Genomic DNA, 14,409 nt, shown 5'->3' on the forward strand with positions numbered 1-14,409 from the left:
ACATCAGAACAACCCCAGCGGCAGCGCCAGCATGTCGACCACGAAGCCGTCATGGTCCGACGAGCCGATGGCCTTCTGCACACCCGTGGCGGACGCCGAATCGTCGATCGTCTGCACGGGTGCGTCGAGGTTGCCGCGGCCGTACTGCATCTGCAGGAAGAGGCCACGTGCCACGGTGTTCAGCAACGCATGGTCCAGCACCTGGTGGGTGGGCACCTTGCGGGGGCCTTCGCCCTGGATGTTGCCGAAGTTCTCGGTGAACAGGAACGAGTAGCGGTCCTGCGCCAGTACCGAGTCCACGGCATTCCAGAGCGTCGGCTTCACGAGGTTCTTGCCGAGTTTCAGCAGGTTCTGGCTATCGTCGTACTTGCCCGAGATGAGGCCCACCACGTCGGTGAAGCCGTCGCTGAACTGGTAGGCGTTGAAGTCGCCTACCACCAGCAGCGGTGCGAGCAGGTTCTTCCTGTCCGTCTGGATCGCCTGCACCTGCGTAGCCAGCGATTTAGCCTGGAGGAAGCGCTTCTCGCGGTCGCGCTCAGCGGTCGGGCCGGTCTTGTCCACGTTCTGCCGTGCCTTCGGATGCACCGAGATCACGTTGATCCGCATGCGTCCCACGATCGACGGCACGTCGGCGGTAAGCAGCAGGGGCGGGTGGTCGTGCACGAACGCGGTCTGGTCGCCGTCCTGCCAGGTTTCGTCGGCACCGAGCTGGCGCACGGAGAGCACACGAACGCGATCGGTGCGAACGAGGAAGCCCACGTTGATGCCGCTGGGATCGTGGCCCGGCTGGAGGAACGCCTCGTACTGCGCCGGATAGTCGTCACCCAGCTGCTTCGCGAGGCCTTGCAGCACCTGCAGGCTCTTCACCTCTTCCACGGAGAGGATGTCCGGCAGCTTCAGCACGCTACCGATATAGGCCGACAGCCGCTGGGTCTTGAGCTTCACCTCGTCGGCGGTCGGCTCGGTGTCGCCACCGCTGCAGGTATAGGTGGTGTTGAACTCCGTATCGCAGAAGCGCTCGGTGTTGAACGCGCCGACGCGAACCGCGTAGAACGGCCGCGAATCCACCACGCGCGGTAGTGTCGCTGCCTTCTTGATCGCGATGGAGGTCGGGATGAAGGTGTATGCGCCGAACGCATACGACATCACGCCTTCCGCGCGGAAGGTGGTGCCGGCGTTGAACGGCGTATTCGGAGCCACGGCGCCGAAGTCCGCGGTGTTCATCTTGAATACCTGCGGGTTGCCCGACCAGTTGGGCAGGTTCACGCCCTCCGGTACCGGAACGGTATAGCGCACGCCCGGTTCGCGCAGCGACCGCTTGCCATTGGCGGTGATGTACACCTCGGCGAAGGGTTCGTTGCTGAAGCGCAGGTTGCCGGTGGTGATCATGCCGTTGTCGATCGAGACGCGCATGCCCACGTAGCACTGGAAGTTCGTCTCGCCGCAGGACAGCGCATTCGGGTCCGACGAAGGCACCTTGTCGCCAAAAACGACGGCCTTGGGCAGACGCACACCGCGCTGCGTGGTCGTGATCTGGGCGTTCTTCAGTTCCGGCAGGTTGAAATAGTTGTCGACGGTGGCTTCCACGTCGACCATGTCGCCAGCCTTCACCGTCGGCGCGCTGCTGGTGAACACGTAGATGCCGTTGGACGTAAGGCGATCGTCGTCGGCGCGGCTGTCCGGCGTCTGCATGGTGAAGCCCGCGGGTCCCACGGCGGTGACGATGTTTCCGTGTGTGGCCACGCGCTTGCCGAGCAGCGGCGATACCTGGCCGCGCCCCGTGACCTGCCAGATCTCGGCGGCAACGGGAATCTCGTTGAGGATGGCACCGACGGCCGAACCCTTGGCGATCGTGACATCGCCGCCGGTGGCGTCGCTCAGGTTGACGCGGAAGGCCTTGTCGGGACCGGCGGCTTTCGCACCGTGCACGTTGACGTTGAACGTCGTGCTCGTGCTGCCGGCCGGAATGGTGACGGTCGTGTTGACGGCGTCGTAATCTCCGGCGGCCACGGTCGCGGTGTCGTCGGCGGTCGCGGCATGCACGGAGATGTCGGTGGAGGCCGCTTCGCTCAGCGACACCGTGAACGGCATGGGCTGGTCGTCGCCATTGCGCACGCTGACCGTGGCGTCGGCGATCGAAAGGCTCAGGCCCTGGACCGTGCACGGCGACGTGCTGGCGCGCGGCGAGGTCGGTGCCACCTTTACCCAGTCGGCCGAGTTGTCGCCGCTGTTTTGCGGCAGGCCTGCACCGTTGACCTTGCGCCCGTAGCCCTGGTCCGCGTTCGCACTGCCCAGACTGACGAGCGGCGTGCCTTGCTTGTACGCCGAGCCGGCGCTCAAACCCACCTGATCGACGATCGTCCCGGCGGCGTTCAAAAGGGCAAGGCCGCCGTCGTCGGTGATGCCAGTGGAATACTTCAGGTCGGGAGTCACGGCGCCCGAGTAACCGGACGAGCCGCCGTTCGCCAACAGCAGGAAACATCCCGGAGCTACGGATGTGCCGGCGGGGAAGGTGAAGCGGGTGCCGGTGGTGCCGCTGGCGTTGGAAGCGTTTAACTTATAGCCGGAAACGTCCAGTGCGGCCGTACCGGTGTTCTGTACTTCCACGAATTCGTCGTTGCCGCCGCTGGGGCCGCGAACGCGGAATTGCGTGATGGAAAGGTCCGCCGCCTGCAGCGGCAGAACGGTCAGAAGGCCCGCCAGCGCCGCCCATGAGGCACGCCGTGAAGTCGTGGAACGCATTCGATGTCCCCTCGAGTCGTTGGTTGCGTGCGACCCGAAAGCGCCTCGCATCCCCTGCGCGGCGTTCCCCCTGACGAGCCCACCCGCCGAGTGTGCCCCGAATTTGTGACAGCGGGATGTGACGGAGCCGACGAAGTTCGGGCCGGTCAGCTCGCTTTCTGCTTCGTGCCGAAGATCTTGTCGCCCGCATCGCCCAGGCCGGGGAGGATGTAGCCCAGTTCATTGAGGCGGTCGTCGATGGAGGCCACGTAGATCTCAATGTCGGGGTGCGCGGCCTCGATACGCTTCAGGCCCTCCGGTGCGGCCACGAGGAACAGGCCCTTGATCTTCCTGGCCCCCGCCGCCTTGAGCATGTCCACCGTGGCGACGAGCGTACCGGCCGTGGCCAGCATCGGATCCACGATGAGTGCCGTGCGCTCGGCCATGCCGCCGCTCAGTTTTTCGTAATACGCCACCGGCTCCAGGGTTTCCTCGTCGCGTTGGATGCCCACGACGCTGACCTTGGCCGAGGGGATCAGCTCCAGCACGCCCGAGAGCATGCCCAGGCCGGCGCGGAGGATCGGTACGATGGTGACCTTCTTGCCCTTGATGTGGGTGACCTCGACGGGGCCCGCCCAACCCTCGATGGTCTTGCACTCCGTCTCCATGTCGGCCGTTGCTTCGTAGGTGAGCAAGGCGGCGACTTCGGACGCCAGTTCGCGAAATTCCTTCGTGCTTATCCCGGCCCGGCGCATCAGGCCGAGCTTGTGCTGGATAAGGGGATGACGAACTTCGACGATTTTCATGGGGGCGGGTTTCGCATGGCGATGACCCGCGTATTGTCGCACCTGCCTTGGGACGGGGACACCTGTGGGAGCCGCTTCAGCGGCGATTCCGCGGCAGCGGGCATGCTGGCCGCAAGCACCCATCGCCGCTGAAGCGGCTCCCACACAAAGCCGGCTGTGTACGGGCGAGGTATGCCTCCGGCCGCATTCGCGCCTTTGGCGCCCGGCGAATCAGTGCTTCAGACAACTGCTCATGAAGCTCTTCCGCTCGTCGCCCTTCAGGCCCTTCGCGGACGCGTCGGCATTGCACGACTTCATCCTTTCCTGCGGCGACGACTTTGCCGGCTGCTCGCCCTTGAGGCAGCTGCTCATGAAGGCTTTTCGTTCGTCGCCCACCTTCCCCGAGGCCTGCGAGTTGCAGGTGCTCATCCGCTGTTGCTGCGGGGTCAGGTCTTTCTTTGCGGGCATCTGCTGCGCGGCAACGGTGCCGGCGGCGAAAAGGAACAGGGAAGCGACGGCAAGGACACGGAGTTGCGTACGCATGGCAAACCCTCGACGTGAAGCCGGGCGAATCCGGCCGGTGGAGCTTACCGCGACTGCGTCATCGCCGCTTTTCCACTCCCGGCAGACGAGAGTGGCTTTGTGTGGGAGCCGCTTCAGCGGCGATGGGTGCTCGCGGCAGGGTTGCCCGCTGCCGCGGGATCGCCGGCAAAGCCGGCTCCCACAAAGGTTCCTGGCCCCAAGAGACTGGCGATCACGCCGCCTTGGTCGAAGCCCGGCGGGGGCCTTCCTTCAGCGCGTGGCGGATCTCTTCCACGATCAGGTCCACTTCCGCGCTGGTAACGCGGAAGTGCGGCGTGAAGCGCAGCGAGTTGGCACCCCCGTGAATCACGCCGATGCCACGCTCGCGCATGTATTCCTCGGTGGAACCTTCGCCGTAACACTTGAATTCGGGCGCCAGCTCGCAGGAGAACAGCAGGCCGGTGCCCTGCACCTTGGTGATGAGCCCGCCGAGTTCGCTCTTGAGGGCTTCGAGCTTCCTCAGGAATTCCTGGCCCTTCTCGCGAATGTTCGTGCGGACGTCGTCGGTCAGTTCATTCAGCGTGGCCACGGCGACGTCGAGCGCGCGCGGGTTAGCGGTCATCGTGTTGCCGTAGATACCCTTGCGGTACAGTCCCGCCACGCGCTCGGTCACGGCCAGCACCGACAGCGGATACTGCCCGGCGTTGAGCGCCTTCGAGAAGGTTTCCATGTCCGGTGCTTCCATCGATTCGAAGCCCGGGTAGTCCACGATGGACAGCACGCCGTGCGCGCGCAGGCCGGCCTGGATCGAATCGACAAGCAGCAGCGTGCCGTGCTCGCGGGTGAGCTCGCGCGCCGCCGCGTAGAACTCCGGCGTGACCGCGCGGCCCGGATCGCCTTCGCCCATCACCGGCTCGAGGAACATCGCCTCGATGAACCAGCCCTGGCGATCGGCCTCGGCAAACGCGGCCTTCAACTGGGCCACGTTGTACGGTTCCACCGTGATCAGCGTGTCCTCGTTGCGGAAGCTGGCGAGGTGCTGCTGGTAGTTGCGGCGGGAGGAATCCGAATAGAGCGCGGGACGCTCGGTGCGGCCGTGGAACGCGCCCTTGACGGCCAGACGCTTGATGGTTTGACCGGCATGCCGCGCGCCCGGGTCGGTCATGAGACGTGCGTTCACGTCGGCGATGCGTCCCGCCAGCGTGACCGATTCGGAGCCTGAATTCAGACAAAGGAAGTGCGAGTAGGGGCTGCCGCCGCGGTTGCGGCCGAGTTCCTTGCGCAGCGCTTCCGAAAGGCGCAACTGCGAGACGTTGGCCGTCATGACGTTGGCCATGACCTGCGGCCGGGACATCGCTTCGAGCACGTGCTTCGGGTTGTGCCCGAAGCCGAGCATGCCGTAGCCACCGTCGTCGTGCAGCACGGCGCCCTTCAGCGTGACGATCCACGGACCGCGCGCCGCAGCCGGCATGTAAGGATTCACGCCGTCGTCGGGATAGAAATTGACGAGGCCCGACTGCGCGCGATGGATCTGCTCCGCTTCGTCGAGGCGGAGGAAATCGGCCATGTCGTTGCGCAGGGCACGGTGGTAGGCCACGGCGTCCTCGATGGCCTCGACGAGCGAAGCGTCGGTGGCCGCGAAGCGTGTGATGGTGGCGTCCGGCAGGCCGCGCGTACGCGGCGCACCGCCGAAGTCGCGCAACTCACGCAAAAGACCGATGACGTCCATAAACCACTCCTCTCACTGGTGACGCGGCACTGATGGCAACGATCCCTTAAGAGGCCGCTAAGTATCTATATGTAAAGGGATTATCAACCCAGCATAGCACGCGCATTTTGGCGGCGTAACCCCCGGGTGACGCTTGTCACATGCGCACAATGACGCAAGCGACTGCCGCCAATGGCTTGCGTAGGAATATGTTGCGCTGCAAGGAGGGGACCATGAACGACACCCGCATTGCACGCCTCGTCAAAGCCCGCAAGAGCTACGGCGCCATTACCGCACTGGACGGCATCGACCTCGACGTCCACCGCGGGGAAATCCTGGCTTTGCTCGGCCCCAACGGCGCGGGCAAGAGCACCAGCATCGCTCTGCTTCTGGGGCTCCACCGCCCGGACGGCGGCACTGCCACCCTGTTCGACAAGGATCCCCAGGACATCGACGCCCGCCGCCGTATTGGCGTGATGCTGCAGGCGGCCAACCTGCCGGCCACGCTGAAGGTGGGCGAGCTGCTCCGCTTGACCGCGAGCTACTACCCCGAGCCGCGACCCGTGACGGAGTGCGCGGCGCTGGCGGGTATCACGGACCTGCTGTCGCGCCGGTACGGCGCGCTGTCGGGCGGTCAGCAGCGCCGGGTGCAGTTCGCCCTGGCGATGGCCGGCCGGCCCGACATCCTCTTTCTCGACGAACCGACCGTCGGCATGGACATCGATGCACGGCAGTCGCTTTGGGTGTCCATTCGCCAGCTGGTTTCCGAAGGTTGTGCGGTGGTGCTCACCACTCACTACCTCGAAGAGGCAGAGGCATTGGCGGATCGCGTCTGCGTGATCGCGAAGGGGCGCGTGGTGTCCGAGGGAAGCGTGGACGCCTTGCGCGCGCACGTTTCGTTGCGCCGGATTCGCTGCGTTACCTCCCTGGCAATCGAGGCGTTGCAGGCATGGCCGGACGTGGTTTCGGTGGACACGAAGCAGGGCCGGACGGTTATCGCCACCGCGCAGGCGGAAGCCGTGGTGCGGCGGCTCCTCGATGCCGATCCCGGTCTTTCCGAACTGGAGGTGCAGCGCGCCGGACTTGCCGAGGCCTTCCAGGAAATCACGCGCGACACCGAAGCCCTTCAGGAGGCCGCATGAGCACGATCGAGAGCACAGCCACACCCGCCATGACCGCGGCACGCGTGATTGCTGCCTACGTGGAGGAAGCGAGGGCAGAGTGTCTTCGCTACCTGCGCAATCCCGGCTTCCTGTTGCCGACGCTACTGTTCCCGTCGGTGTTCTATGTGATGTTCGGGATCTTCCTCGCCCATGCGAACAGCGCCGATGCGCCCCGGTACCTCCTGGCCTCGTACGGTACATTCGGGGTCATGGCGCCCGGCTTGTTCGGTTTTGGCGTCTCTTTGGCGCTGGAGCGCGATACGGGCCTGCTTACACTGAAACGCGCGCTCCCCATGCCGCCCGGCGCCTACCTGCTCGGCAAGATGTGCATGGCCTTGCTGGTCGCGGCGATCGTGTCGGTCATCTTGTTGTGCCTTGCGATCTTCGTCGCGGGCGTGCAGTTGCCGGCGTGGCGCATCGGCGGATTTTTCCTGCTCGAAGTGCTCGGCGTGCTTCCGTTCGCCGCCCTTGGGCTGCTGGTGGGAACGCTGGTGAAGGGACAGGGCGCCCCGGGTGTGATCAACCTCATCTATCTGCCGATGGCATTCCTCTCTGGTCTGTGGTTTCCGCTGCCCGTGATGCCGGCCTTCCTGCAAGCGATCGCACCGCTCTGGCCGGCTTACCATCTAAACCAGCTGGCGCTCTCCGCGGTGGGCCTCGGCCAGGGTGGCGAGGCGCTCCACGTGGCCGTGCTCGCCGGCTTCACGGTGGCCTTCGTGGCCATTGCCACGCGTCGCCTGCGCCGCCACGGTTGAAGTAGCATGACCGCACGCCTTTTCTCGGATACACCCATGTCGCCCTCGTGGTTCAAGCCGACCCCGGACTCGCTCTGGAACCGCTTCCGCGAGCGGCCGAGACTGCGCTTCGCCAGCCTGGTGAACCTCGTATGGGCGGTATACGTGTTCGGCGACGTCATCTTCGCCAACGAACTCGGCCCCTGGTGGGGTCTGGCCACGGGTCTTTCGTTTCCCATCTTCCTGCTGCTGTATGCCGCGGCGTATACGCGGCCCTTGCGGCACGTGTCCTGGTACGCCGGCGGCGTGGCGCTGCTTGCGTACGCCACCCTGAATTTCAACCACAGCGCTGGCGGCACCTATGTGATCTACGCCTGCGCCATGCTCGGATTCGAAGGTGCACCGAAGAAGTGCATCGCCGGCATGGTCGCGGTCATCGGCGGCTTCGTGGGCGTGGCGTATTTTCTGGTGGGCTGGCCCATTCCCGTCATCGCCACCCTCTCGTTCATCGCCCTGTCGGTGGGCACGATCAACGTGGTCTACCGGTTCAACGCGCAGCGCGACGTGGAATTGAAGCTTTCGCACGACGAAGTGAGGCGCCTGGCGGCCACCGCGGAACGCGAGCGTATCGGCCGGGACTTGCACGACCTCCTGGGGCACACACTCTCGCTGATCACGTTGAAGCTGGAACTTTCCCGGCGCCTGTTCGACCGCGATGCCGATGCGGCCCGCCGCGAGATCGAAGAAGCCGAGCAGGTCGCGCGGCATGCGCTGGCCGAGGTGCGCTCTGCCGTGACCGGCATCCGTGCTTCCGGTGTCGTGGCCGAACTCGCTTCCGCCCGTCTCCTCCTGAACACCTCGATGATCGACTTCGTCTATCGCGCGGACGTGCCCGAACTGCCGCCACGCATGGACAACGAACTCGCCCTGGTCTTGCGTGAGGCCGTGACGAACATCCACCGCCATGCGGGAGCGTCGTTCGCGGAGGTGACCGTGAGCATGGACGACCGTGCCTGCACGATGACCATCGTGGACAACGGGCGGGGACTCGCAGGCAGCGAGGGGAACGGCATCTGCGGCATGCGCGAGCGGGTGCGCGCCCTTGGCGGCACGCTTGCCTTCGCCTCGGGCGCGGCGAAGGGAACGGTGGTGAACATTCAGGTGCCCCTGCTGCCTGCCGACCGGCGCCCGGCGTTGGTGGACATTCGGGCAGACGAAGGCCTGCCGTTCGGCGGCGACAACAGACTCGCCTCATGATGCGCATCCCGCCGCCGCACAAGGACTCGCTTCTCGGCGTACTGCGCTCGCCCGTGTATCTGCGCTGGCAGGCCGGCCTGCAGGTGTTCTGGCTGATCGCGCTTATCCAGGCGCCGCTCGCCGTGAAGGGATTCGACTGGGAGTGGATGGCGCCGACGCTCGCGTCCATTCCGGTGTACCTCGTCTGCTATACGGCGGTTTACACGGCGCCCGTGGCACGCCTGCCGTTCCACGCCGGCGCCATCTCCGCCCTGGGTTTCGTGCTGTGGCCCGTGAATCCGCTGGCCCTGGGTTATGTGGTGATCGGCGAGGTGCTGCTGGCCTACTCGAATCGTCTGCGCGTCTGGCTGGGCGGCGTTGCCGTCGCGACACTCGTGACGCTTGCCTGGGTCCCCGCGTTTCACGTGCCGCCGGTGCATGTGCTGGTGGTGTTCGGGGTGGGCCTCGCCGCCGGATTCAGCAACTATCTGTATGTACGCAGTGGCCGCCGCGACGCGGAGCTTCGCCTTTCGCAGTCGGAAGTGCGGCGGCTGGCCACGCTGGCGGAACGCGAGCGCATCGGCCGTGACCTGCACGATCTACTCGGCCATACGCTGTCGCTCATCACGCTGAAGTCCGAGCTCGCCAAACGGCTTGCCCTGGCCGATCCGCCGCGAGCGCAGCAGGAGATGGAAGAAGTGGAGCGCGTCGCCCGGCATACGCTGGCGGAAGTACGCAGCGCCGTCACCGGCCTTCGTGCGGGCGATCTTTCCAGCGAGCTGATATCGGCCCGTTTGATGCTGGAATCGTCCGGCATCGCCTTTGTTCACGAACTTCCGGCGGACTTCAGCCTTCCGGAAAAGATCGAGGCGACGCTTTGCCTCGTGCTCCGCGAAGCCGTCACCAATATCCACCGTCATTCGCGCGCCTCCGAGGCGCGCGTGGTCATCGCCCGGAGCGGGCAGGAGTTTTCGATGCGAATCACGGACAACGGCTGCGGCGGACTCGCGGCGCACGGCAATGGCGTCTCGGGCATGCGCGAACGTGTGCGTCAGATCGGCGGGCGCCTTGCCATCGATTCCCCCCTCCGGCACGGCACGGCGCTGGAGATAGGCGTGCCTATCGGGGCACCTCGCATGGAGAGCCTCGCATGATCCGCGTGTTGCTGGCCGAAGACCAGGCGATGGTGCGCGGTGCACTGTCGGCGCTGCTGAATCTGGAGCCCGACATCGAGGTGCTGGGCTCGGCCGCCGATGGCGAAAGTGCCTGGCGCGAGCTTCAGCGCCTGAAGCCGGATGTGCTGGTGACCGATATCGAGATGCCGGGCCTCACCGGCCTGGAGATCGCCCAGCGGGTGCGCCGGCACGAGTTGCCGGTGAAGGTGGTCATCGTTACCACCTTCGCCCGTCCGGGGTTCCTGCGCCGCGCGCTCGATGCCGGCGTTGGCGGGTACCTTTTGAAAGATGCCCCCGCCGAAAATCTGGCCGACGCATTGCGCACGGTGCATCGCGGCGGCAGGGCCATCGATCCGCAGCTGGCGCTTGAGGCGTGGTCTGACGCGGACCCGCTCAACGACCGCGAACGGCAGGTGCTGCGGCTGGCCGGGGAGGGGCATTCGGCGAGCGACATCGGCACCCAGCTGAACCTCTCGCACGGCACCGTGCGCAATTACCTATCGGAGGCCATCGGCAAGCTCGGTGCAGCCAATCGCATCGAGGCGTATCGCCTGGCACGGCAGAAAGGCTGGCTCTGAGCGCGAACCGGAGGACGGTATCAGGCTCGACGGTCGAGGATGGGCGATAATCCCCCCATCGCTCCATCTCCGGCCGTACCCGTGAAGAAATCCGACTTCGACTTCGACCTTCCCAACGAGCTCATCGCGCAGGCGCCGCTGGCCCGCCGCTCGGGCAGCCGCCTGCTCGTCGTGGACGTCGCGGCGCACACCAAGAAGGACCGCAAGTTCCACGAGCTGCCGGAGATGCTCCTTCCGGGCGACCTGCTCGTGTTCAACGACACCCGCGTGCTGCCCGCGCGCCTGTACGGACGCAAGGAGTCCGGTGGGGCGGTGGAGATCCTGATCGAGCGCGTCACCGGCGCCCATGAGGCCAGAGCGCAGCTGGGTGTCAGCAAGAAGCCGAAGGAGGGTGGCCGCATCGAGTTGGCCGACGGCAGCATGATCACCGTGCTGGGGCGCGACGGCGAGTTCTTCATGCTCCGCTTCGACACGGACGAGCCGCTGGAGCGGCTGCTGTCCCGTCTGGGCGAGATGCCGCTGCCGCCGTACATCGAGCGCAGCGCCGACAGCACGGACACCGAGCGTTACCAGACAGTGTTCGCCCGCGAACCCGGCGCGGTCGCCGCCCCCACCGCGGGGCTGCACTTCGACGAGGAACTGCTCGACCGCCTGCGGGAACGGGGCGTGGAGATGGGCTACGTCACCCTGCACGTGGGGGCCGGCACCTTCCAGCCGATGCGTGCCGACGACGTGCGCGATCACGTGATGCACCGCGAATGGCTGAATGTCGGCGCCGGGCTCGTGGAAAAGATCCGCGCCACGCGCGCGGCCGGCGGTCGCGTCGTCGCCGTGGGCACCACCGTGGTCCGTGCCCTGGAAAGCGCCACTGTCGAGGGCGTCCTGCGCCCCTTCGCAGGCGAAACACAGATCTTCATCTTCCCCGGCTACAAGATCACCAGCATCGACGCCCTCATCACCAACTTCCACCTGCCGCAATCGACGCTGCTGATGCTGGTGTCGGCCCTGGCAGGCAAGGAAGCGATCCTGGATGCCTACCGCTATGCCGTGTTGCAGCGATATCGCTTCTTCTCGTATGGCGATGCGATGCTGATCATCCCCCCGAAGCAGAACACTCTTTTGGGCTAATAAAGTTCAGGGGCTGGGGCGAGTTGCCCCGAGCGACGCGAGGGAGTCTTCTGAATGCGTTTCCTCCTCTTCATCGCGCTGATGGCGGTGCTGTTCGTCGTGACGTCGCCGGCGCTGGCTTCCGGCGGCAGTTACCTCGTGGACGACGCTTCGGTGGTCGGTGCCGGTCAGTGCCAGGTCGAGTCGTGGCTGCGCGCGTGGTCGAAGGGTTCCGACGGTGTGTGGACCGTGCCGGCATGCGGCGTCGGGCCGGTCGAGCTGTCTCTCGGGTTGAGCCGGCAGCAAGGCTTGCCCGGTCTGAGTGCTTCGCCTGAGTTGAAGTGGCAACTGCGCAATGGGGACAGCAGCGGCGTCGGTGTGGCGGTGGCGGCTAGCACCACTTACCAGCGTGGTCGTCGGGTCGCATCGCAGGCCTATGCCTCGACATCGTTCGGCCTGGACGACGCGCGTCGCCTGATGGTGAATATCAACCTGGGCGTGGACCAGGATCGCGGCCGGGCCGCTCACGCTCTGGAAGGTGTGGGCATGGCGTATGCATTCGACGACCGCTGGTCGCTGCTGGCTGAGCGGCTATGGAGCCGCGGCGCGGTGAGCGATCAGGCAGGTGTCCGGTTGACGTTGGGAAACGCCAGCTTAGACCTGGTGGCGGGCCGCGAACGGATGGCGAGTCGTTCCCACTGGCTCAACCTCGGGTGGAACGTCGCATTCTGACGTTCCTGAAGGAGCGGCCCATGCCAGCGATTCCACGACAGCACCCCGGGACTACCCCATAACGAGATCACGGCTGACTCCCCGGATATCCGCGAAGAACCTAAAGTTTCCGCATCACCTGCCGATTATGGGCACTTGAAGAGCCGGGCCGCGGCGCTCGAGAGAGGCCCCGCGCGCCCTTGAACCAGGACGGTTTGGAGTAGCAGGACTGATGAGGGTTACAGGGGAAAGCCGTTGGCGCACAACGGCACACGGGCTGTTTTCCCTGCTTGCGATCGGGGCCGGAGGCACGGCCCTGGCGCAGCAGACCACGCTGGACAAGCAAGAGCAGTTGCGTCGCGCACAACAGCTCGAACAGAGGGAAACCGAGCGCAAAGAAGCGCCGTTCCAGCCAACGCCGCCGACGCAGGTCGAGCGGGCGGATGCGCCGTTGCCCAAGGAAGCCATCTGCTTCCCGCTGCAAAGCCTGAAACTCGAAGGCGATCGCCTGGCGGATTTCGCCTGGGCGCAGCGTTACCTCGACCATTTCGTGGGGCAATGCGTGGGCCGCGACGGTCTGGAGGCACTGCAGCGACGGCTTTCCAACCTGGTGATCGCGCGTGGCTTCGTCACCACCCGCGTGGGCGTGCCGGCGCAAGATATTTCGAAAGGGCATCTGCGCATGCTGCTCGTGCCGGGCACGCTGCGGCACATCCGTTTCGCGCCGGGCTCGCCTGAGTTGAACTGGCTCACGGCGTTCCCTATTCGCGAGGGCGATCTGCTCAACCTGCACGCGATCGAGCAAGGTCTGGAGCAACTCAAGCGCGTGCCTTCGCAGGACGTGACCATGGACATTGCCCCTGGCGAAAAGGTGGGCGAGTCGGATGTGGTGCTGACGGTGCATACCAGTCGCCGCTGGCATGTGGTGGTCGATGCCAGCGACTCGGGCCTCAAGGGTACGGGCAAGAATCAAGGCAACCTCAACGTCTCGTACGACAATCCGCTGGGCTTGAACGACCTGTTCTCGATTGGGGCGGGCCATGCCCTGTTCACCCACGCCGACGGCGGCAGCACCTTCAGCGAGAATGCCACTTACAGCATCCCCTGGGGCTGGTGGACTTTCAGCGGTTCGATCTCCACCTACCGTTACCGGCAGTGGATCGAGGGTTTCGAAACCCGCTTCCGTTCCACGGGCATCTCCACTTCGAGCGACATCACCGCGCAGCGCATGCTCACGCGCGGTACATCGAGCAAGACATCGCTGGAGATGCGCCTGGCCGCACGCAGCGCGCACAGTTATATCCAGGGAGTGGAGGTTGGCATCCAGCGGCAGCGTGTCGCGAGCGCGGAGCTTGCCCTGGTGCACCGCCATTACTTCGGCCAGGCCCAGCTCGATGCGCGCCTGGGTTACCAGCGTGGCACGCCCTGGTTCGGCAGCCAGTGGATCGGGTACGACCCCGAGGTGGGCTTTCCCACCAATCGCTACGGACTGACCACGCTCGATCTCTCGCTGAGCAAGCCGCTGAACCTCGGCAGCCGCCAGGCGATCTGGGATAGCAGCCTGCGGCTGCAACGGTCCACCGATCACTTGCCGGCGGCCGAACTCATCACCATCGGCGGCCGCTATTCGGTGCGCGGTTTTGACGGCGAACAGACGTTGGCGGGGGAGCGCGGCGCGTACTTGCGCAACACGTTCACCCTGCCGATGGGCGCGCTGGCGCCTTACCTGGGCGTGGACATCGGCCGCGTAGCGGGGCCATCCACGGTCGAAGGACACCGGCAACTCACAGGCGCGGTCATCGGGCTGCGCGGCAGCTACGCAGGCTTGAGCTGGGATCTCTTCGCGGGGCGGCGCATCCATGCGCCACGCGGCTTCGACACCGAACGGCCGACCACGGGCTTTCAGCTGATCTACCAGTACTGAACACGGGCAGGGATGCCGGAGCCGGCATCCGACAAGGGGCAAGGT

General features: G+C 65.7%; 12 protein-coding genes. 8 read left to right on the forward strand and 4 right to left on the reverse strand.

Going from position 1 to position 14,409, the window contains the following annotated elements; all coding sequences use genetic code 11:
• Window positions 1-3 precede the first annotated feature (3 nt).
• The 4 genes from FHS47_RS02765 to FHS47_RS02780 all read right to left on the reverse strand — a co-directional run bounded on the left by FHS47_RS02765 (window position 4) and on the right by FHS47_RS02780 (window position 5,757).
• Complete coding sequence (locus tag FHS47_RS02765; protein WP_167022634.1) at window positions 4-2,742, reverse strand: lamin tail domain-containing protein; 2,739 nt, start codon at window positions 2,740-2,742, stop codon at window positions 4-6.
• Between the two features lie 146 nt (window positions 2,743-2,888).
• Window positions 2,889-3,527 (reverse strand): uracil phosphoribosyltransferase, encoded by a 639-nt coding sequence (upp, locus tag FHS47_RS02770; RefSeq protein ID WP_167022637.1) that lies wholly within the window; start codon window positions 3,525-3,527, stop codon window positions 2,889-2,891.
• 210 nt (window positions 3,528-3,737) lie between these two features.
• Window positions 3,738-4,049 (reverse strand): PsiF family protein, encoded by a 312-nt coding sequence (locus FHS47_RS02775; RefSeq protein WP_167022640.1) that lies wholly within the window; start codon window positions 4,047-4,049, stop codon window positions 3,738-3,740.
• A gap of 211 nt (window positions 4,050-4,260) precedes the next feature.
• The gene (locus tag FHS47_RS02780) at window positions 4,261-5,757 is read right to left on the reverse strand and encodes an aminotransferase class III-fold pyridoxal phosphate-dependent enzyme (protein WP_167022643.1); all 1,497 of its coding nucleotides are present in this window, start codon (window positions 5,755-5,757) and stop codon (window positions 4,261-4,263) included.
• Window positions 5,758-5,969: 212 nt separating this feature from the next.
• Here FHS47_RS02780 and FHS47_RS02785 point away from each other — a divergent pair, with 212 nt between their 5' ends.
• The 8 genes from FHS47_RS02785 (at window position 5,970) to FHS47_RS02820 (ending at window position 14,364) form a co-directional block, all read left to right on the forward strand.
• A complete protein-coding gene (locus FHS47_RS02785; protein ID WP_167022646.1) occupies window positions 5,970-6,878 on the forward strand; it encodes an ABC transporter ATP-binding protein in 909 nt (302 codons plus the stop codon).
• Window positions 6,875-7,654, forward strand: coding sequence for an ABC transporter permease (locus tag FHS47_RS02790; RefSeq protein ID WP_167022649.1), 780 nt, complete (start codon window positions 6,875-6,877; stop codon window positions 7,652-7,654). Before FHS47_RS02785 ends, FHS47_RS02790 begins: the two co-directional genes overlap by 4 nt.
• A gap of 6 nt (window positions 7,655-7,660) precedes the next feature.
• On the forward strand, window positions 7,661-8,890 hold the full coding sequence (locus FHS47_RS02795) for a sensor histidine kinase (protein ID WP_167022652.1): 1,230 nt from the start codon (window positions 7,661-7,663) through the stop codon (window positions 8,888-8,890).
• Window positions 8,887-10,023 carry a sensor histidine kinase gene (locus FHS47_RS02800; protein ID WP_167022656.1) on the forward strand — a complete coding sequence of 379 codons (1,137 nt, stop codon included), beginning with the start codon at window positions 8,887-8,889 and terminating at the stop codon, window positions 10,021-10,023. Before FHS47_RS02795 ends, FHS47_RS02800 begins: the two co-directional genes overlap by 4 nt.
• A complete protein-coding gene (locus FHS47_RS02805; RefSeq protein ID WP_167022659.1) occupies window positions 10,020-10,622 on the forward strand; it encodes a response regulator transcription factor in 603 nt (200 codons plus the stop codon). Before FHS47_RS02800 ends, FHS47_RS02805 begins: the two co-directional genes overlap by 4 nt.
• A 39-nt stretch (window positions 10,623-10,661) precedes the next feature.
• Window positions 10,662-11,750 (forward strand): tRNA preQ1(34) S-adenosylmethionine ribosyltransferase-isomerase QueA, encoded by a 1,089-nt coding sequence (gene queA / locus FHS47_RS02810; RefSeq protein WP_247741267.1) that lies wholly within the window; start codon window positions 10,662-10,664, stop codon window positions 11,748-11,750.
• Window positions 11,751-11,804: 54 nt separating this feature from the next.
• Entirely contained in the window at window positions 11,805-12,461 is a 657-nt protein-coding gene (locus FHS47_RS02815) for a hypothetical protein (protein ID WP_167022665.1), read from the forward strand.
• 211 nt (window positions 12,462-12,672) lie between these two features.
• Complete coding sequence (locus tag FHS47_RS02820; protein WP_167022668.1) at window positions 12,673-14,364, forward strand: ShlB/FhaC/HecB family hemolysin secretion/activation protein; 1,692 nt, start codon at window positions 12,673-12,675, stop codon at window positions 14,362-14,364.
• Window positions 14,365-14,409: the final 45 nt, after the last annotated feature.

Source organism: Luteibacter sp. SG786 (assembly GCF_011759605.1).
In the GTDB taxonomy this organism is placed as follows: Bacteria; Pseudomonadota; Gammaproteobacteria; order Xanthomonadales; family Rhodanobacteraceae; genus Luteibacter.